General features: G+C 61.5%; 17 protein-coding genes. 8 read left to right on the forward strand and 9 right to left on the reverse strand.

Translation table 11 applies throughout. The features are described 5' to 3' along the window. Positions 1–194 precede the first annotated feature (194 nt). Both otsB and otsA read left to right on the forward strand, forming a co-directional pair. Positions 195–974 carry a trehalose-phosphatase gene (gene otsB, locus AC4P1R_RS19905; protein WP_151613734.1) on the forward strand — a complete coding sequence of 260 codons (780 nt, stop codon included), beginning with the start codon at positions 195–197 and terminating at the stop codon, positions 972–974. 36 nt (positions 975–1,010) lie between these two features. Further along, positions 1,011–2,384: an alpha,alpha-trehalose-phosphate synthase (UDP-forming) gene (gene otsA, locus AC4P1R_RS19910; RefSeq protein ID WP_069457725.1), complete on the forward strand. Its 1,374-nt coding sequence runs from the start codon at positions 1,011–1,013 to the stop codon at positions 2,382–2,384. A gap of 164 nt (positions 2,385–2,548) precedes the next feature. Here otsA and AC4P1R_RS19915 read toward each other — a convergent pair whose 3' ends face one another. The 3 genes from AC4P1R_RS19915 to AC4P1R_RS19925 form a co-directional block, all read right to left on the reverse strand. After that, the gene (locus AC4P1R_RS19915) at positions 2,549–3,259 is read right to left on the reverse strand and encodes a metallophosphoesterase family protein (RefSeq protein ID WP_151613735.1); all 711 of its coding nucleotides are present in this window, start codon (positions 3,257–3,259) and stop codon (positions 2,549–2,551) included. 4 nt (positions 3,260–3,263) lie between these two features. Continuing rightward, positions 3,264–4,073: a nucleotidyltransferase family protein gene (locus tag AC4P1R_RS19920; protein ID WP_069457727.1), complete on the reverse strand. Its 810-nt coding sequence runs from the start codon at positions 4,071–4,073 to the stop codon at positions 3,264–3,266. A 623-nt stretch (positions 4,074–4,696) separates the two neighbouring features. Next, positions 4,697–5,587 (reverse strand): NAD(P)/FAD-dependent oxidoreductase, encoded by an 891-nt coding sequence (locus AC4P1R_RS19925; RefSeq protein ID WP_151613736.1) that lies wholly within the window; start codon positions 5,585–5,587, stop codon positions 4,697–4,699. Between the two features lie 258 nt (positions 5,588–5,845). Here AC4P1R_RS19925 and AC4P1R_RS19930 point away from each other — a divergent pair, with 258 nt between their 5' ends. From AC4P1R_RS19930 to AC4P1R_RS19950, 5 genes are all read left to right on the forward strand, one after another. After that, complete coding sequence (locus AC4P1R_RS19930) at positions 5,846–7,132, forward strand: SDR family oxidoreductase (RefSeq protein ID WP_151613737.1); 1,287 nt, start codon at positions 5,846–5,848, stop codon at positions 7,130–7,132. Then, positions 7,132–7,605 carry a DUF2269 family protein gene (locus tag AC4P1R_RS19935; RefSeq protein ID WP_151613969.1) on the forward strand — a complete coding sequence of 158 codons (474 nt, stop codon included), beginning with the start codon at positions 7,132–7,134 and terminating at the stop codon, positions 7,603–7,605. The genes AC4P1R_RS19930 and AC4P1R_RS19935 overlap by 1 nt, the downstream gene beginning before the upstream one ends. A 155-nt stretch (positions 7,606–7,760) precedes the next feature. Next, positions 7,761–8,873, forward strand: coding sequence for a mechanosensitive ion channel family protein (locus AC4P1R_RS19940; protein WP_151613738.1), 1,113 nt, complete (start codon positions 7,761–7,763; stop codon positions 8,871–8,873). Between the two features lie 235 nt (positions 8,874–9,108). Continuing rightward, entirely contained in the window at positions 9,109–9,585 is a 477-nt protein-coding gene (gene cueR / locus AC4P1R_RS19945) for a Cu(I)-responsive transcriptional regulator (protein ID WP_151613739.1), read from the forward strand. Between the two features lie 33 nt (positions 9,586–9,618). Continuing rightward, entirely contained in the window at positions 9,619–10,092 is a 474-nt protein-coding gene (locus AC4P1R_RS19950) for a DUF411 domain-containing protein (protein ID WP_192803891.1), read from the forward strand. A 155-nt stretch (positions 10,093–10,247) separates the two neighbouring features. On the opposite strand, the gene AC4P1R_RS19955 is transcribed toward AC4P1R_RS19950, so the two are convergent. The 3 genes from AC4P1R_RS19955 to AC4P1R_RS19965 form a co-directional block, all read right to left on the reverse strand. Continuing rightward, the gene (locus AC4P1R_RS19955) at positions 10,248–10,997 is read right to left on the reverse strand and encodes an FkbM family methyltransferase (protein ID WP_151613741.1); all 750 of its coding nucleotides are present in this window, start codon (positions 10,995–10,997) and stop codon (positions 10,248–10,250) included. Positions 10,998–11,187: 190 nt separating this feature from the next. After that, positions 11,188–11,652: a Crp/Fnr family transcriptional regulator gene (locus tag AC4P1R_RS19960; RefSeq protein WP_151613742.1), complete on the reverse strand. Its 465-nt coding sequence runs from the start codon at positions 11,650–11,652 to the stop codon at positions 11,188–11,190. A 93-nt stretch (positions 11,653–11,745) separates the two neighbouring features. Then, positions 11,746–14,457: an ABC transporter transmembrane domain-containing protein gene (locus AC4P1R_RS19965; RefSeq protein WP_151613743.1), complete on the reverse strand. Its 2,712-nt coding sequence runs from the start codon at positions 14,455–14,457 to the stop codon at positions 11,746–11,748. A 247-nt stretch (positions 14,458–14,704) separates the two neighbouring features. Here AC4P1R_RS19965 and AC4P1R_RS19970 point away from each other — a divergent pair, with 247 nt between their 5' ends. Next, positions 14,705–15,379 carry a class I SAM-dependent methyltransferase gene (locus AC4P1R_RS19970; protein ID WP_151613744.1) on the forward strand — a complete coding sequence of 225 codons (675 nt, stop codon included), beginning with the start codon at positions 14,705–14,707 and terminating at the stop codon, positions 15,377–15,379. Here the strand turns inward: AC4P1R_RS19970 and AC4P1R_RS19975 are convergent. From AC4P1R_RS19975 to AC4P1R_RS19985, 3 genes are read right to left on the reverse strand one after another with little or no spacing between them, the layout of a single operon-like run. After that, positions 15,357–16,538, reverse strand: coding sequence for a glycosyltransferase family protein (locus AC4P1R_RS19975; RefSeq protein WP_151613745.1), 1,182 nt, complete (start codon positions 16,536–16,538; stop codon positions 15,357–15,359). The genes AC4P1R_RS19970 and AC4P1R_RS19975 overlap by 23 nt on opposite strands. Further along, complete coding sequence (locus AC4P1R_RS19980) at positions 16,520–17,767, reverse strand: glycosyltransferase family 4 protein (RefSeq protein ID WP_151613746.1); 1,248 nt, start codon at positions 17,765–17,767, stop codon at positions 16,520–16,522. Before AC4P1R_RS19980 ends, AC4P1R_RS19975 begins: the two co-directional genes overlap by 19 nt. A gap of 5 nt (positions 17,768–17,772) precedes the next feature. Next, positions 17,773–18,987: a glycosyltransferase family protein gene (locus tag AC4P1R_RS19985; RefSeq protein ID WP_151613747.1), complete on the reverse strand. Its 1,215-nt coding sequence runs from the start codon at positions 18,985–18,987 to the stop codon at positions 17,773–17,775. Between the last annotated feature and the right edge of the window lie 45 nt (positions 18,988–19,032).

The raw sequence follows: 19,032 nt of genomic DNA on the forward strand, positions 1-19,032 counted from the left end.
TCATGCGCGGCGGGGAACACGCAATTGTCCAGTGGAAGATGTCCATGTGATCGGATACCCGTGCCCACCAGGTTAAAGATCACACCGCTGCGGCCGGCCCGCCGAAGGTGAGGTTTGCTTGGACGTCGACATAAAGCCGCTTCAAATGCAAAGCTGGGGTGGTCGTTCACGGCATCTGATATAGTTATGACCGCATGTCGTACCGGAAAAAAGCTGATGCAGTTTCAGGAGAGGACTTCCTTGTCGCCGCTCTCTCGACCGATCCGGAAAGCTGGGCTCTGTTCCTCGATATCGATGGTACGTTGCTTGACCTTGCCGAAACGCCGGACGCCATAGCGGTTCCGCCTTCGCTGCCCGCCCATCTCGAGGCCTTGTCGCGAAAACTCGGAGGCGCGCTCGCACTTGTGACCGGTCGCGGGCTTGATTATGCGGGGCAGCTTTTTTCGCCGTTCCGTTTTCCCATCGCCGGACTTCATGGTGCCGAGCGCCGCGATGCGGATGGCCGGATGTACAAAGCCGCGGCGACGGCGGAATTTGAGCGACTGAAGGCCGATCTGATCGCCGATACGGCCAACTGGGCGGGCGTTCTGATCGAAGACAAGGGAGCGGCAGTCGCCGCCCATTACCGGCTTGCGCCGGACCGAAAGCACGCACTTGAACCGCTGATAGAGCGGGCATTGATCCGAGCGGGACCAGACTGGACGATCCAGCACGGCAAGATGGTTATCGAAATTCGTCCGGCCAGCGCCGACAAGGGCCAGGCCGTGGCGGCGTTTCTGGCGCAGCCAACCTTTGCCGGCAGACGCGCGATCGCGATCGGCGACGATGTGACCGACGAAGCGATGTTTCGCACGGTCAACCGGCTCGGCGGCTATTCGATCCGCATCGGTCCGCCTTTGCCTGCGAGCGAAGCGCTGGGCACCACCCCTTCTTCCGAGGCTTTGCGCGCCATCATCGCCAGGTTGGTCTCCTGAGCACCTGACATATTATCTGCATGAAAGGCATTGAGCATGAGCCGCCTCGTTATTGTCTCCAACCGCGTGCCCGTTCCGGACAAGGGCGGCGTTGCGCCCGCTGGCGGGCTGGCGGTCGCGTTGAAAGTCGCGCTTGAAGAGCATGGCGGCATTTGGATGGGTTGGTCGGGAACGTCGAGCGGCAAGCACGAGCCGGCGCCGCTTGCGCATCTCCAGCAGGGCAATGTCACCTATGCGCTGACCGATCTGACCGATACCGACGTAGAGGAATACTACCACGGCTTCGCCAATCGCGTTCTCTGGCCGATCTGCCACTATCGGCTTGATCTCGCCGAATACGGTCGCAAGGAAATGGCCGGCTATTTCCGCGTCAACCGCTTCTTCGCCCATCGCCTGGCGCCGCTTGTCAAGCCCGATGACGTCCTCTGGGTGCATGACTACCACTTGATCCCTCTCGCCGCGGAACTGCGTCAGATGGGCCTGAAGAACCGTATCGGCTTTTTTCTTCACATTCCCTGGCCGCCTGCGGACGTGCTCTTCACGATGCCTGTTCACGAGGAGATCATGCGTGGCCTGTCGCACTACGACGTCGTCGGCTTTCAAACCGATCACGACCTCGAGAACTTCGCCAGCTGCCTCAGGCGGGAAGGCATCGGCGACGAAATTGGCGGAGGCCGCTTCAGTGCCTATGGCCGCGTATTCAGGGGCGGCGTCTATGCGATCGGCATCGAGACTGCCGCCTTCGCCGAATTCGCCCAAAAGGCATCCACCAACAGCACGGTCAAGAAGGCACGGGAAAGCATTGAACACCGCAGTCTGATAATCGGTGTCGATCGCCTGGATTATTCCAAGGGAATCACGCAGCGCATCGACGCATTTGAACGCTTCGTCCTGGACAATCCGGCCTACAGGGGGCGCGTTACCTATCTGCAAATCACGCCGAAGTCGCGCTCCGAAGTGCCGGAATATGAAGCTATGCAACGCACGGTTGCAGAACAGGCCGGCCGGGTGAACGGCGCACTCGGCGCCGTCGATTGGGTGCCTATACGTTATATCACCCGCTCCGTCGGCCGTCGCATTCTTGCAGGGCTTTACCGGCTGGGCAAAGTCGGCCTCGTGACGCCGCTTCGAGACGGCATGAACCTCGTCGCGAAGGAATATGTGGCCGCGCAGGATCCGGACGATCCGGGCGTGCTTGTGCTATCGCGCTTCGCGGGCGCTGCCCGCGAGCTGCGGGGCGCGCTTCTCGTCAATCCATACGACATAGAGGGGACCGCGAACGCCATGGCGCGCGCGCTCAGCATGCCGCTGGAAGAGCGGAAGGAGCGTTGGCAGCTGATGATGGACCACTTGCTGGAACACGACGTTTCGCGCTGGTGTCGTAATTTTCTCAACGATTTGACAGCATGATCGGATCAGTTCGGTCAGGGCGCTCCGCAGCGATTGCCGATCTCAATGCTGCATGGCGTTCGAGGTGCCGCAGGATCATATGCTCGCTGCTAGGGTCCTGACCCTAGAACGATGCGCAAAGCTGGTCCTCACCACTTGAACAAGGCGTTCGGCCGGGAGCAATATCAGAACTCCAGGATCGCATAGGGCCGCCCGGACGGCTTCTCGACATGGGCGGCGACGTTGTAAACGGGCGCGCCGCCGGGTGTATTTCCTCGGTAGGTGCCCCTGTGCGCGTGGCCATGAACGACCGCACTCACCCGAAAGCGGTCGATGGTTTCGGCAAACCGCGAGCAACCAAGAAACGGATAAATCGCCTCCGGCTCTCCGGCGACGGTTTCCGCGATCGGGGCATAGTGGAGCACCACGACGGAGTGCCGCGCGCTGACCTTTCGCAGGGCGTTCTCCAGGCGCATCGCCTCATCGACCGTCTCGGATACCATCGTTTTGATCGCGGGCTCGCCGAAGGAGCCGAGCATGTGGCGGCCGAAGCCGCCCACGAAGCCTTTTGTGCCGGCGAAGCCGACGCCGGCGACCTCAACCGCCTGTCCGTTGAGGAGGTGCACACCGGCCTTCATCAGGATCGCCGATATCTCGTCGACGGCATTGCACTGGTGATCGTGATTGCCGAGCACCGCCACCACCGGAACCGTGCAGGACTTCAGGTCGGCGGCGAGGAGTTCGGCTTCCACGGGTTTGCCGAGATCAGTGAGGTCGCCGGCGATCACAAGCACGTCCGCCACGCGCGATATCTCTGAAAACAGCTCCGTGCAGGAGGCCGAGCCGTCCTCCTTCACATGAAGATCCGCGACCGCTGCCACTTTCGTCTTGCTCATCGCGCTACTCCTTGGTTCCCGTACGCATCTCGACATCGCCGCCGACGTCGGCGAAGCCCCATTCCGTGACGTCGACTTCGTAATCCGCTCGCGAGTACATTCGTCCGCGGCATATCTTCGTCTGCGACAGCGGAAGTTCCCCCTGCGCGGCCAACCGACGCAACAGCTCGTCGAGCAGCCATGGCGGGACCCGGTCGCGTTCGGAAGGATATATCCACCGGAAGTTGAGGAGATGAATCAGCAAAACCTCCCAATGCGCGTCCATGTAGTCGAGCAGCCTGCGCCAATCGATCTGATCGTGGGACTTGAGGATCATATGAGCCACGTCGGCGCCATCGTAGCGCTCGCGAAGCTGAATGAAGGATTTCGACCAAACCAGTTCCGTCGGTGCGACAATCGAGACTGCGTTGGCATTGATCTTCACCTTCAGCGCATGTTCGAACCAGGCATCGCTGACCAGCATCGTTCCGTTCGAGGAGGAGAATATGACGTCGAAGAAATGCTTGCCCTTGTAAACCTTGCCCAGCCAGCGCTCGTCCTCGATCTCGGCGGTATAGCCGAGTGACTGGAAATGGTTGAGTATGCGGGCGAAATCGCCTGCCTTGCAAAATATATCGAGGTCCTTGGTCAGCCGCGAGATGCCCGTATAAGCACTGACGGCGAACGTGCCAGCGATCAGGAACGGGATTTTCGACTTCACAAGATCGGCGATGGCGGTCGCGACGAAGTCCTCAGCCTCCGCGCCGGCGAGTCGCGGCAGCGCCAGCGGAGGCTGAGCGCGGCGAGAGGATTTCTGCTGCGATGACCTCGCCATATTCTCGTCTCCTGCGAAGGAATTCCTACGAGAACATTCGAGAACTTGAGTATGTTCCGCTCGTCTCGAATCAGCGCAGCTCGGCTCGATAGGGCGAAAGTCGCCGGAGACTTTTTGTAGCCGACGTCCCCCGCACATGTTGAGGGAAAACATGCGCGGTTTTTCCGCGCACTGGCCTTCAGCCGGTCATTCAAGTCGAAGGACCATGCCCGGCAAAGATGCGGACGCGCAATCTCCGGCTTGCGGGGACAGGCTCCATAATTGCGCAAAAGCGTTTACCCTTACGGACGTTTTCTTAAACGGAGTACCGAAATCCCGGAATAAGACCTTCCTCTCTGATCAAACCGCAGATAGCGTCTCAGCGTAGCTACATCTCTAAGCTACGTCCCCGCTCCCAACGAAGGCAACTGGAGGCGGGACTTGCCCCGCCCTCGTGCGGGGCTTTTTCGTCGCTCGTGGCGAGTCGATTGTTAAAGAGATGCGTCTGCCGATGAGCGGAAGCGCCGGCGACATGAGCCGGAGTGCCGCCCCGCCCTGCATTATGCTCGCCCTTGGCGCTCCCGATCGTCGAGAACATTTCATTTCGTTAGAGTAGCGGCGCCTTCTCCAAAGAGACTAGGCGCTCATGGAGCGACGCCAGCCAGCAGATCTTTATGAACCGCAACGGCGGCAATCTCTCCGTGCGCCATGGCCACGCCGAGCTGATTAAGACCGGTCACGACATCTCCGGCCGCGTAGAACCGCTCTACATTGGTGCGCTGGTGAGCGTCGGTGGGGATCCGCCCTTCTTGGTCAAGTCTCACTCCGACACTGGCAGCAAGGTTGGAGCGTGGCCTGCAGCCGAGCGCGGAATAAACCGCCACGGGCTCCAGCCGCCTACCCTCCGCCAGTTCAAGCATAAGGCGACCGTCCGCCGTCGGACCGTGTGACAGCAATGGGGATGTGGCGAGGCGCACCGGCTCGCGCACATCGGCGGCACTGACCCCCTGCAATTCAACACCCAGGGTCGCAAGCGTCACGTCATCCGTAAACGACAGGAGGAATTTTGCTTCCTTCAGTGCCCGCCGGGTGTGACCGATGACGACGACAGCAGCGCCGTTGATCTCGTAACCGTCGCAGATGGGGCAAATCCGCAGATTGCCTTTTCGCACCAGCTCCGTTGCATCCCGCCACGGCGGGAGAATGTCCACGAGACCTGTCGCGCAGATCATGGCACGGCTGTCGAGCGTGCGTTCCGCGACCATGCACTGAAAACCGGCACTCGCCTGCTCGACCCGATCCGCGCAGCCGGCGATGTAGTCGACGCCAAGCTTTTGGACCTGCGCACCCATTCTGGTGAGAAGGTCTCGACCCGGAATCCCGTCGGGGAACGCCGGATGATTGAATGATCTCGGGATAAGGGAAGCGCGGCTTTGTCCGCCGTCGGTTATGATTACTCGTCGGTTGAGCCGCGCGAGGTAGATGCCCGCGACGAGCCCGGCGGGGCCTCCGCCCAGAATGACGCAATCGTACATCGGCCGGGCGCTCCCGCTTGCTGGGTTCTGTATGGAATTCGACCCGGACGCTGACGCCCGGATGCGGCCAAACTGCCGAACCCTCGAGGTGTTCCCGAAGAAATAGTTCCTGGGGAGAAAATGGCGAGTTCGTCCTCGTGCCGGGCCACTCCCAATTCGCTGTCCGAGGAACATGTTCCGTCCGGCCCAGTTGAAACCGCAACGTGAAGCGAACGCGGGCATCGCGGTAACGCGTTCTCGTCAGCGACTGAAGGAGAGGTGATGAGAGTGCTTGTGGTAGGGGCTACCGGCCTGATCGGCTCGGCCGTCTGCGCGAGGCTTCTCGAGCGGGGCATGACGGTGGTGCGCGTGGTTCGTCCGGGCACTTCCCGGTCATGGACCGGCGAAGCCGTGGAACTCGATCTTGCGCGCGCCGTCTGGCCCGCAGACTGGCTGCCTCATCTGTCGGACATAGCGGCGGTGGTCAACTGTGCAGGCACGCTTCAGGACGGGCCGGGCGAGGATACAACCGGCGTCCACGTCCGCGGTCCCTCGGCGCTGTTCGAGGCTTGCGAAAAGGCAGGCGTGCGCCGCGTCATTCATTTTTCCGCAATGGGTGTCGAAAAGCAGCAACCGTCGCCGTTCTCGCGCACCAAGTTCGAGGGCGACCAGGCGTTGATGGCCCGCGACCTGGACTGGATCATTCTGCGCCCCTCCGTCGTCCTCGGCCCGGGCGCCTTTGGCGCCAGTGCGCTCTTCCGTGGCCTCGCGGCACTTCCTGTGCTGCCGCTCATGCCGGATACCGGTCGCCTGCAGGTCGTGCGCCTCGAAGACGTTGTTCGCACCGTCGAGATGCTCGTTCACCCGAGTGCCCCCAAGCGGCTGGTCCTCGAAGTTGCGGGACCAGAGACCCTGTCCTTCGAAGAAATCGTGGGCGCTTACCGGCGCTGGTTCGGCTGGCCCCCAGCCCGCACGCTCTCCATCCCCGCGCCGCTCGCACACCTCCTCTACAAGCTCAGCGACCTTGCCGGAGCGCTCGGCTGGCGTCCGCCGACGCGGAGTACGGCCCAAAAAGAGATCACCCGCGGCGCCACGGGCGACAACCGCGCCTGGGCGGAGGCCATACAGGTCGAACCGACAGCGCTCTCGGCAGCGCTGGCGCATACGCCGGTCTCTGTTCAGGAAAGATGGTTTGCCAAGCTGTATCTCCTGAAGCCGGTCGTCTTCGTCGTGTTGTCACTGTTCTGGATCAGCACCGGGACCATATCGCTAACGGCCGGATACCAGATCGGCATCGATCTCATGGAACGCACCGGCGCTGGTGTCCTCGCCGGTCCCAGCGTCATTGCCGGAGCGGTCGCAGACATCGTCATCGGACTTGCCATTGCGGTTCGTCGAACCAGCCGCACGGGTCTCTATGCTGCTATTGGCCTCTCCCTCTTCTATGCCGTCGCCGGGACGATTCTGCTTCCGGAATTGTGGAACGAGCCGCTCGGCCCGCTCATGAAGATCTGGCCGATCATCGTGCTTCACCTCGCCGCTTTGGCGATCATCAAGGAGCGATGATGCTCTATTTCGTCCTCAAGTACCTCCACATCATCGGCGCCTCCGTGCTGTTGGGCACGGGAGCCGGAATCGCATTCTTCATGCTTGTGGCGCATCGCACCGGGCGCGCCGACACCGTCGCTGCCGTTGCGCGCATCGTCGTCCTGGCGGACTTCCTGTTCACCGCCACCGCCGTCTTCCTGCAGCCGATCACGGGAGTAGCTCTTGCCTGGCATGTGGGTTATTCGCTGGCGGAGGGGTGGATTGTGTTGTCGATCCTCCTGTACCTGCTAACGGGTGCATTCTGGCTGCCGGTGGTGTGGATGCAGATGGAGATGCGCAGACTCGCGGAGGCCGCCGACAAGGACGGGAAGCCCTTGCCCAAACGCTATCACAGGCTCTTTCATCTGTGGTTCGCCTTCGGCTTTCCCGCCTTTGCCGCAGTGCTCGGGATCTTCTGGCTAATGATCGCTCGGCCCGCAATAGAGTGGTAGCCGCACGGTTCCCGCCTGGCCGGTGCGGAAACATTTCGTTGAGTTCGTCGTTCGTATCTGGGGTTCGGCGACCTGTCGCCGCTCCGCAACATGCCCCTGCAATCATCGCAGACTGGCAGGGTCTTCCCTCAATACTCGATCCGGGAGGTGAGCGAATGGATTTTCTATCCAGGATGGAACGCGAAATCGAGCTACTGCCGGACTGGGTCGTGAGCGTGGGAGTGCTTGCCGTTTTCATTTCCGCGGGACTTCTCATCCATCGACTCGCTTTCGGCCTATTGCGACGGCTCGTCGGCCCGAAGGATCTATTCTGGCGCTCGTTCGTCGCGCGCGCGGAACGGCCGGCGAGAATGGTGGCGCTCGTGTTCGGCCTCTATGCCGGCGCGTCGGTGGCACCGCTCACGTCGAGCCAGGCCGGCGCTCTACGCCACGTGCTTCTGGTTTGTTGCATCATCCTGGTGGCGTGGATCGTCCACACTGCCATACATATCTGGTCCGTCGTCTATCTCAGACGGTTCCAGCTCGATGCCGAGGACAACCTCCTCGCACGCAAGCATGTCACCCAGTTCCGGATCATGCGCCGCATCGCCAATTCTCTGCTCATCGTTCTGGCGGCAGCGGCTGTGCTGATGACCTTCGAGAACGTCAGACAATATGGCGTGAGCCTTCTTGCGTCCGCCGGCGCCGCCGGTATCGTCGTGGGTCTCGCCTTGCAGCCGGTCCTGAAGAACCTCCTGGCCGGCGTACAGCTTGCGATCACACAGCCCATCCGCATCGACGACGCCATCCTCGTCGAGGGAGAATTCGGACGGGTCGAAGAGATCACCTCCACCTACGTCGTCGTGAAACTCTGGGACTGGCGCCGTCTCGTTCTTCCATTGAACTATTTCATGGAGCATCCCTTCCAGAACTGGACGCGCGAGAGCGCTCCGCTGATCGGTTCGATGATGGTCTACCTCGACTACACGATGCCCGTTGGCGTCATTCGCAGGAAGGTGGAGGAGATTGCGTCGCGGTCGGTCAATTTTGACGGCAAGGTTCTGAATGTGGCGGTAACCGATTTGCGCGAAAATGTGATGCAGATCCGCGTCCTCGCCTCGGCTGCCGACTCTGGCCGCGCCTTCGATCTGCGTTGCGAGCTGCGCGAGCAGATCATCGATTTCGTGCAGCAGAAATTTCCGAACGCGTTGCCGCGTTTGCGTCTGGAGGAGACACCATCGGCGACTTCGCCTGGTAGATCAGGCGATTGGCAAGAGCGGAGCGGATGATTGTCTCGCGAACTGCCGCAAGGGCGCAAGCGTGACAACCTTGGCACATCGCAATGCCGTCTGGGGAGGGCGGCAACCGCCCCACCTTTAATCCACCTCGGTTAAAGGAGACATGCAGCATTTCGAAGTGCTACAGCGACCTTTGCGCGTCTAATAAGACGCGCGGCGCTGTAGAGACATGGAATCCGGCTGCCACAGGGCCTATATCTTGGCTCGGGAATCGAAAGGTAATCGCATGAATATCGGCGATGTCGCACGCGCTTCGGGCGTCTCGGCGAAAATGATCCGCTACTACGAAACGATCGGCCTCATTCCGCCTGCGAGCCGCAGCCAATCCGGCTACCGCACCTACGGCGACAATGACGTCCACACGCTGCGCTTCATTCGCCGGGCACGCGATCTCGGCTTCACCGTCGAGCAGATGGGCGATCTCCTGGCACTGTGGCGGGATCGGTCACGCGCCAGCGCCGAGGTCAAGAAAATCGCGCTTGATCAGGTGAAGATCCTGGAGCGCAAGGCAGACGAACTGAAGGCAATGAGCCGCACGCTCAAGCATCTGGCCGCGCATTGCCACGGCGACGCCCGGCCGGATTGCCCGATCCTCGACGATCTTTCAGGGGGCGTCAGCGAGCCGGAAACGTCAGGCGAGCCGGCCCGGTTCGGACGCACCGACATCAATCCCCTGCAGGGTGCACAGCGATCGCGAGCATAGCGGCATCGAAGCGGAAAGGAGCAACCTATGACCATGCCTCGCCGGAAATTCCTCGCTGGCGCACTGGCAGGCTCGTTCGTCTTTGTTCCCGCTCTGCGCACCGCTGCGGCGGGCGATGCGCGCATGGACGTCTACAAGGATCCGCTATGCGGCTGTTGTGAGAGTTGGGCCGCAGCAATGAGACAAGCGGGGTTCTCAGTCAGCATTCACGACGAAAGCAACATGACCGCGATCAAGCGTCGCTTCGCCATCCCGGCGGAGTTGGAGGCCTGCCACACCGCCGTTCTCGACGGCTATGTCGTCGAGGGGCATGTGCCCGTGGAGGCGGTGAGAAAGATTCTAGCCGAGCGCCCGGACATCGCGGGCATCGCCGTGCCCGGCATGCCTGCAGGCTCGACCGGCATGGGTGACGACCCCGAAGCCAGCTATGAAGTCTATGTGATTCCACGACAGGCTGGGGGGATGCCGACAATTTTCCACAGCGTGCGCCCGCGAACCGAGCCCTGAAGCTTGCATTCACCGGAGTGCATGCGATGCGCTGTGCTTTACAGCGCCGCGCGTCTTTTCCGACGCGCAAAGGTCGCTGCAACTATTTGAATCTGCGCATCGAGCTTTCGGACAATCGGGGACGATTTTCGGGCCGATGCGCTGGCGGAAATGAATTATTTCGCGACGAAGAGCAGGTCGAAGCCTCTAATTTCGCGCCGAGCGACAGATTTGCGGAGCGCCACCCACATCGCGGAGGGATTTTCAAGCCGAAAGCCGCGGAAGCTCCGGACGAGGCGGATCGTCGCCGCGACGGTGCGAAGCACCCGTAGCGCGGCGGGGCCGGACAGCGTGGCCGCAAGGATCTGCGGGTGCACCGCAAGGAGCACGCCCGTGGTCCTCCTCCGATCGATCGCGCGAAACTGGTTGAGCGCCTTATACTCGTAGCCTTCAATGTCGATTTTGATGCAAAGCCGTTCGCTCTTCGCCATCGCCTGGAGTTCCGGGATGGTGACGGTCCTGGCGGTAATCGCCATGCCCGTTTCGTCGGCAATGAGCGCCGAGGTTTCCGAGCTACCGAAGCCGCCGCCGACGGAGTGGAGCACTAGGCTCTCATCCTCGGAGAGCGCGGCAGCGATGAGTTCCACCCGGCCGACGTTTCCCGCCCGCATCTGCGTCAGCACATCGAAGCAGACCGGGTCGGGCTCGACGGCAATGACGTCGTGCGCGATCTGCGCAGCCCAATAGGGGGTCACGCCGATCCAGCCGCCAATGTCGATGAACGTCGTCCTGTCGTCCACGAGGCGTTCGATATTACGGAACGTGCCGGGCTCCCACTCCCCGGCCTGGAGCCGGGCGAAGAAGCGCTTCTTTTCCGGTTTCTCGGGAAAGTATACGGTTTTTTGGAAATAAGTTATCGCGCGCATGGCGCTTCTCTAGCGCATCGACCCGAAAATCGAAATCGTTTTTCCGAAAGCGCGATACGTAGGTGCAAAGAGATACAGCGTGTCTGAAGAGACGCGCGGCACCGTGCGCATGACTTGGGGAATCGGAACCGGCTCACGACAAGATCACCAAGCCAAAGCGACCGCGGCATCTGGCAGAAAACGAAAAACCTCAGGCTTCGACGCGTTGGGCGCGGCTGCGGGCCTCTGTCAGTTCCGACGTCGTCTGGCTGAGGCGATCGGCAAGAACGCGCATGATTTCCACAGCCATCTCAGGAAAATCGGCCAATAGCTTCAGGAAATCGTCCTTGCGGATGCGCAGGGCTTCGAGCGGCGTCGTCGTCGTGATCGTAGCGGTGCGCGGCGTATTACAGAGAATGGCGATCTCGCCTATGATCGAATTCTCCTCCACCTCGGCGACCTTCACCGCGCCGCTGGGCGTCGAGACCAGCACGTCGGCCTTGCCTGACAGGATGACATAGGCAGCATCGCCGATGTCCCCCTGATGAAACAGGTTCTCTCCCGCGCCATAGAGCACTCGGTCTGAGGTGAAGGCCAGGAGCTTGAGCTTTGCAGGTGGCAGACCGGCAAACAGCGTAATCCGTCGCAGCATTTCCACTTCATCTTTTAGGAGCATGTCAGTCCGCTTCTCTCCGCATCTCTCACGGGCGCATACACCTCCCGTCCCCACGTTCGGGAAATATGCCTGCCTCCTCACACAAATACTACATCAAGATGCCAATTCCTTGTAGTCGCTGTCCTTTGCGGGCGTTTGCGCGCTCTCATCCCTCAACAGGCGCCCATTCTCGAAATGCGCAACGCGATCGAAGAGTTCCGAAAGGGCCGGATTGGAAATGACCCAGACGATGGCTGGATTGCGATTCTCATCGCGGAGGAACGCAAAGACATTCCGCGTAATTCGGTCCTGCGTCCGCTGATCGAGGGCAAGCAGGGGCTGATTGAACACATAGAAGTCCGAGACGCGCATGAGCGTGCGCGCCAGATTGAGTTTCTGTCGCTGACCAGCCGTCAGGCGCTTGCCGCCCGCCCCGACGTCGAAATCGAGGCCGAAGGCCAGCACCTTGCCGTCAAGCCCAAGCGATTCGAAAAGATCGCGCACGATCGCGCGAATTCTGTCCGAACCGTCCGTGTGCTTGTGGCCAATGCGGCCGAAGAGCACGTTGTCGATGATGCTCGCAGAAGCCATGTAGCGGCTCGGCTCGTAATGCTCGATGATACCCACGAGATCGGCGGGCAGGCCGTCGCTGAACTCGCGCCGGGCCTCGACGATCTTCTTCATCAAGTCATCGCTCAAGAGACCGAAGCGGTGCCGCGTCTCGATGTAGCCGAAGCATAGGCGGATGATGCGAATAGCGTCATCTTCCGAGACCTCTTCGAGCGGCCGCCCTCTCAGCCTCTGCAGGAGCCCTTCATAGACGGGAATCTCATCACTCGTCATGAAGGTGAGCTGCTGGAAGAACGGATGATCCGGAGGCAGGTCGCGGAACAATTCGACGACGTTTTCCGCGATCTCCAGCCCCATTTCATAAAAGGTCTCGTGCAGACCCGCGCGCTTCAGCACCGTCTTGAAGAACGGATGGTTTTCAAGCGCCTGCTCCCACCTTGCCCGGTCCGTTACGGTTCCGAAAAGCAGGTTCTCGCCGACGGTCGCCTCGATGTTGTAGGTGCCAGGCTCGAAGAACACGACCAGATCGCTTAGCTTCTCGTCCTCCAGGCGCCGGCGCAGGGCGCCTCGCATATCGACGATCTCGCCTGCGAAGTCCGCATGTTCTACCGGATCCATGGTTGAGCGGACGGCCAGCGCCAAGACGTCATTGGTCAGCAGTACAACATCGAGAACCGCCCTCACCTTGGCAAAGAGATCCTCCGTGCCGGTCACACCGGCGGCGGCGTAGTCGATCCAATCGCTGTTGATATCGAGCGACGGATTGCCGGCAAGCTTCGCTTCCAGCAACTCCCATCTGCGGTGGGCGGCCCTGTCACCCTCATAGACGACCTCGGTCAACGGCGCGTGCTTCAGCCCGTAGAGAAGATTGTCGCCTAGGCTGCCCTGGAAGGCGTAGACCTCGGAAGAGGCATAGGAGATCCGCCGCCCGACGATGGCTTCCGGCACTTCGCGGATATCGTTGTCACCGACGACGATCCTCCCGCTTGCGGGCCACGTCAACCGGCCGAGAGCCTCGGCCAGCGCCTCGCCGCCACTGCCGGTGCCGCCGGTGATCGCAACCGTCTCGCCCGGACGGATCTGGAGCGACACGTGCTCGACGAGCTTCGCCCCGCCGTCATCGGCGAGCGACAGATTGACCGCCGCAAGCGCGCCGCTCAGTTGAGGAGCCGGCTCGACCGAGACCTCCTGGACCTTCGGATCGATCAGCGGTTCGACGCTGAACTGTTCCACGACCTGCGTGTATTTCACCTGGACGTCCTGGCGGGCCTGATCCCAGTCTATCAGTTCCTTCAAAGGACCTGGCAGATCCTTGTAGGCACCGATCACCGCGACGAGTTGGCCAATGTCGAGCCGCCCCTGCAGCGCGAAATAGCCGCCGATCGAGTAGAAGAGGAATGGCGTCACCTGGGCGAGGAAGTTGTTGAGAAACTTCACCAGGAACTTCCATTGGTAGAGGTCGTAGCGGATCTTGAAGATATAGCCAAGGCGCGCGGCGATATCGGCCCTCTCGTAGTTCGACGTATCATGACCGCGGATGGTGTGAATGCCGTCGACGATTTCGCTGACCCGGCCCGAGAGCTGACGGGCGGTCAGCTGGCGCTCGCGGCCGAGGACCAGCAGCCGCTTGCGCATGCGCGGAATGATTATCGCCTGCAGGGCGACGACGAGCGCCGCAACGAAGCCGAGCCAGAAATTCTGGAGAAGGATGAAGACCAACGCAGTCAGCGCCTGCCCGCCGAGCAGCGCCGGCTGCACGAAGGCGTCGCCCGTGAAGCCGCCCATAGGTTCGACCTCGTCCTTGACCATGGTTGCGATTTCGGCAGGCTTTACCCGCTTCAAATAGTTGGGCGGGAAGCGCAGGACGCGATCGATCAGTTCGAAACGGATGCGTCTGAGGAGCCGTTCGCCAAGGCGGCCCTTGTAGGTGTTGATGTAGAACTTGAAGAGACCGTTGACGATCACGAGCAAGAGAAACACGAGGCTGAGCGCCAGCAGCGTACCTTGCCGGCCAAGCTCCAAGCCGGAAAACAAATCGACATGACCAACGATCGGCAAATCGAAGGAAATCGGCATGAAGGGCTGGGTAGCCCCGGGTGTTTCGAAGCCGTCACCCTGAATTGGCCCGTTGACGATCTGCTTCGGCAGGTCGAAGGACAGGAAATAGGGAATCATCGACAGTGCCACGACCAGCAGGATCCAAAGCTGCTGCTTGCGGGTATGAGTCCATATGTAGCGGGAAAGACGTGTTTCCATGGGTCGGCAATGAAACCTGAACTATAATACGGGATCGCGCGGCCGCCTTGATGGCAGACGCTCGCCGCACATGGTTTCTCTACATCTGATCTTCAATGGCTTCCCTTCAACCAACTGTGACCGCTCGCCACGAGCGCAGGCTGCCGTTGCGCCACGGACTTCAAATATGGTGAGCTCCCCATCGCCCGAGCCGAGGGCTTCTCGCGCGCTGCTTGCGCTTGGTACAGGGTGAGCTTACAACACCCGCATGACGCATGCCAGCCACTCCCCCCGCTCCGATGCAGATTGGCACGAGAACGCCTACGATCTTGTGCGGGGACTCGCCGCCTATTCCGGAAGCTTGCTGGCGGACGGCATCGCAAGGGTGATAGCCAAGCATCCGCATGCGAACATTGCCAACGCCTTCAACTACAAGCAGGTCGGCTGCAAGCTCTGGGCACGCGAGAAGCTCTTCGATTGCGCCGGCCCCTGCTATCGCAAGATTGCAGTTCTCGGCGGGTGGTACGGCGTACTGCCTGCCATGCTCCTCGAAGACCCACGCTTCGACATTGCGACTGCCGTAAGCTATGACATCGATCCCGCGGTTGAAGAGGTTTCGCGCACGCTGGGTGCCGGGTTTGGCGAGAGATTTCGCGCGGTCACCGCCGACATGTATGCCCTCGATTATCGGGCGATCGGGGCCGATCTGATCGTCAACACGAGTTGCGAACACATTGCGGACCTTGCCGGTTGGCTTCGCCTCCTGCCCTCCGGAACTCGCGTTCTTCTCCAGTCGAATAACTATTTTAGCGAACCCACACACATCAGCTGTGTTCACTCGCTCGACGAATTCCGTGCCCAAGCCGCTCTCGCGCATATCGATTTCGCGGGCGCACTGCCGATGAAGAAATACACGCGCTTCATGCTGATCGGAACGGTCTGATCGTTCTATCTCGCGACAACTGATCCTCGAGGATCATTGCGGTCTGCGCCGCACCGTTTAAGTCGAGCGGCGGCATGGCCGATCTTGGCCGCACGAGCATTGCTTCGACGCGATGCGCAAGGTCCTCGGGCGTGATGCCCTCTTCTGGCAGAACGGCCGCAAGACCAAGCCTTTCAAGCCTCTCCGCACGTGTACTCTGTTCGGTTTCCCCGCCCGCGGTGAAGGGAATGAGCAACGAAGCGCATCCGGCGCGAAGGACATCGCAGACGGTGTTGTAGCCGGCCTGAGAAACCGAAAGGCGGGCACCGGCGAGCAGGTTCGCAAAGTCCTGACGGAAGCGAAACAGACCGACGCCCGCGGGCAACGCTGCGCTGAGCGCATCGAAATCGCCTTGCGGCAGGTTGGGACCGGTCACCAGGCACCAGCGAAGCGCGTCCGGCAGCAGCCGCGCAGCCGCGAGCGCGGCGGCGATCAATTCCTTGCCGACCGCACCGCCGCCGGCGGAGACTACGACGTCGAATCTTTCGCTCGACTGCGCTGGCGGCGGCGGTGCGACGAGGCCCGTATAGACGACCCTGTCCGCGACCTCGCCTGCGAGCGGAAAGGTCTCCTCAAGCCGCGCGAAGGCCGGATCGCCATGGACGAGCACCAGATCGAAATGCTCCCTGACGAGCGCCACCGTCTCCTCCGCGCGTCCTGGCTTCAGCCGCTCCTGCAAGATGTCGCGCAGCGAAGTCGCGACGAGAGGACGCCGTTCCATGGCCGCAATGGCGTCGAGCAGCGGCAGGAGTTCGAAGCGCATCTGCCGGCGCCCGAACGGGAAAGCTTCTATGATGACAACGTCCGGCTTGGCACGCCGCAACGCATCGATAAGCAGGTCCTTTCGGTGCTCAAGGAATGCCGGCGTCACCGGATCGCCGGCCGCGTCGCAGAGACCGGAAAAGCCATGATCGCCCGCCGCCACCGCCGGTAGGGCAACCGTCTTTATTCCCGCTCCCGGAAAGCCCGGCACGGGCAAGCCGCCCATCACCATCGCCACGTCGAAGCCCCGTTCGCCAAGCGCCTTGGCAATTCGACTCGCCCGCGCGAGATGGCCGATCCCGAGAAGGTGCTGGACATAGAAGAAGACGCGCCGTTTGCTCAAGGAACCTTTCTCCATTCTTCTTGGAAAAGCCCGATCAATTGGCGGACGCTCGAGTGATGATCGAATTCGGTGCGCACGCGCCTTTCCGCGGCCGCCCCGAGGTGCCGCCTAAGATCGGGGTCGCGGATCAGGCGCTCGAGCGCCGCGGAAAGCGCGCGAGGGTCTTCGGGCGGCACCACGAGACCGTTTTCCCCATCATCGAGCAATTCCGGCACGCCGGAGACAGCGGTCGAGACACAGGCGAGCCTCTGGCTCGACGCCTCGACCAGGACGTTCGGCAGACCGTCGCGGTCACCATCCGCGGCAATCCGGCAGGCGAGTGCGAAGACATCGCTTTCGCGGTAACGGGCAAGGACGTCCTTCTGATCGAGCGCGCCGTTCCAGCTCACCCGTTCGGCTAGGCCAAGCTCGCCGGCGAGTGCGCGAAGTTCCCTCGTCAGATCACCGGCACCGATGTGGTCGAATCGCCAATTGAGGTCGGGGGGCAGCAGCGACAGCGCCTTCAAGAGAACGTCGAATCCCTTCTTTGCGACCGCCCGGCCGACGCTGACGATCCGAACGGGATCGTCCGGGTCCGAGCCGTCGCGGCTCGAATGATCACCCGCAAACACCGGAAAGCGGGCGAGATCGAGGCCATGATAGCTCAGGTGCACACGCGATTCGGCATCCGTGAGGCCCTTGAGATGCTCGAAACCTGTCCTGGTGCAGGTCACGGTCCAGCGAGCGCGCCCCAGCTTCTCGGAAAGCTCCCAGTCGGAAGACGTCCAGATGTCCTTCGCATGCGCCGAACAGGTCCAGGGAACGCCGGCCATGAGGCTGGCATAGGCCGTGACCGATGCTGGCGTGTGGATGAAATGCGCGTGCAGCCAGCCTGCGTCTCCGGGCCACTCTGCGAAGAGCACCAGCGCCTGGCCGAAGCGGCGAAAGCGGTTGCGCGTCCTGTCACGCAGGAGGTCGCGGAGGAAGGGCCCGAGCGCGCGCCAAAAACCGGCTTTCGGCACCGACCTGACAAGCGCCCGCAGCACGCGACGGGGTTCATCGTGCAAATATTCCGGCAGATAATGGACGGCGGCGCGGATCTCGTCATGGACGGGGTGGCGCTTCAGGTCGGTCGGTCGGCGGAGCGCGATAAGCACGAGCTCGTGTCCCGCCCTTTCGAGACCAAGCAATTCCTGCGCGATGAATGTTTCCGAAAGGCGCGGATAGCCCTTCAGGACGACAGCGATTTTTCGATTCGAGGACACGGATATCAGCTTGTCTGCTTTACGATGCTCAAGTGCTGTTGCGACCGGTGGTCGAGCCAATCTCCGACGATGTCGGAAATGTGCATAAGGCCCTCCAGCCTCAGCCCGTGGGCGCTGCGGGACGGCGGTGCGCGATGCGGCAGGGCCTTGATGGCGGCGGCGAAGCGCAACGGATCTTCGGACTCCTGCGGCAGCAGCATGTCGACGAGGCCGAGGGCGGAGGCACGCTGCGCCCGGATCAACTGCTCCTCACGCGGTACCAGTCGCGGCACGATCAGCGCTGGCTTGTCGAAGGAAAGGATCTCGCAATAGGTATTATATCCGCCCATCGACACGACGCCTTTGGCGCCGGCGACCAGTTCCTCCATGCGATTGTCGAACTCGATCATCCTGATGAAGGGTATGCTGCTGCCCTTGCGGGTCAGCTTGTTGCGCTTCTTGGCAGGCATGTAGGGTCCGAGGACGACAAGCGCATTGTAGGTCAGTTCGGGATCCTGCTGATAGGCATGGATGACATCATGGATCAGATCGGCGCCGTCGCCGCCGCCGCCGGTCGTCACGAGGATGTAATCCCCCTCCGGCCTGTGGCTCGGCATATTGTCGCGCGGAACGCCTCTTTGCAGGAAGCCGACGAAGTTCATCCGGTCGCGAACGGCCATGGGCACATCCAGTCCCACCAACGGATCATAGAAGTCCGGCGGGCCATAAACCCAGATGGCATCGTAGAACTGCTCGATCTTACGCATCGTGTCGCGGCGTTTCCACTCGACCTCAAGCAGGTGTGGCGCGTCCATGACGTCGCGCAGACCGAGGACCAGCCGGGTTCCGTGCGCCTTCAAATATGTCAAGGTGTCCTCTACCTCGCCGCGCAGGCCCATCGGCTCCTTGTCGACGATGAAGATGTCCGGCTTGAAGGTCTCCGCCGTGGAGCGAATGATCGACTGGCGCATCTTCAGCGTCTCGTGCAACTCGATGTGCCGGTCGAGCGAGGTGTATTCGCCGTTTCGAAGCTTGATGACGCTCGGGATCTTCACGAAATCGACGCGGGCGCGATAGTCGAACGCGCCGGCGATCGTCGCGCCGGAAATGATGAGAATCTGCAGACCGCTATAGTCCTCGACCAGCGCATGCGCAATCGCACGACAGCGCCTGAGGTGACCGAGGCCGAAGGTATCATGGCTGTACATCAGGATTCGGGCATCTTCGAAACGCCGTGTCATGCCAGAACCTTTCTCTTCTTGAGACCGCGGCCCGCTGCAGCGCGA

The sequence above is a fragment of the Sinorhizobium sp. Y406 genome, from assembly GCF_058732025.1.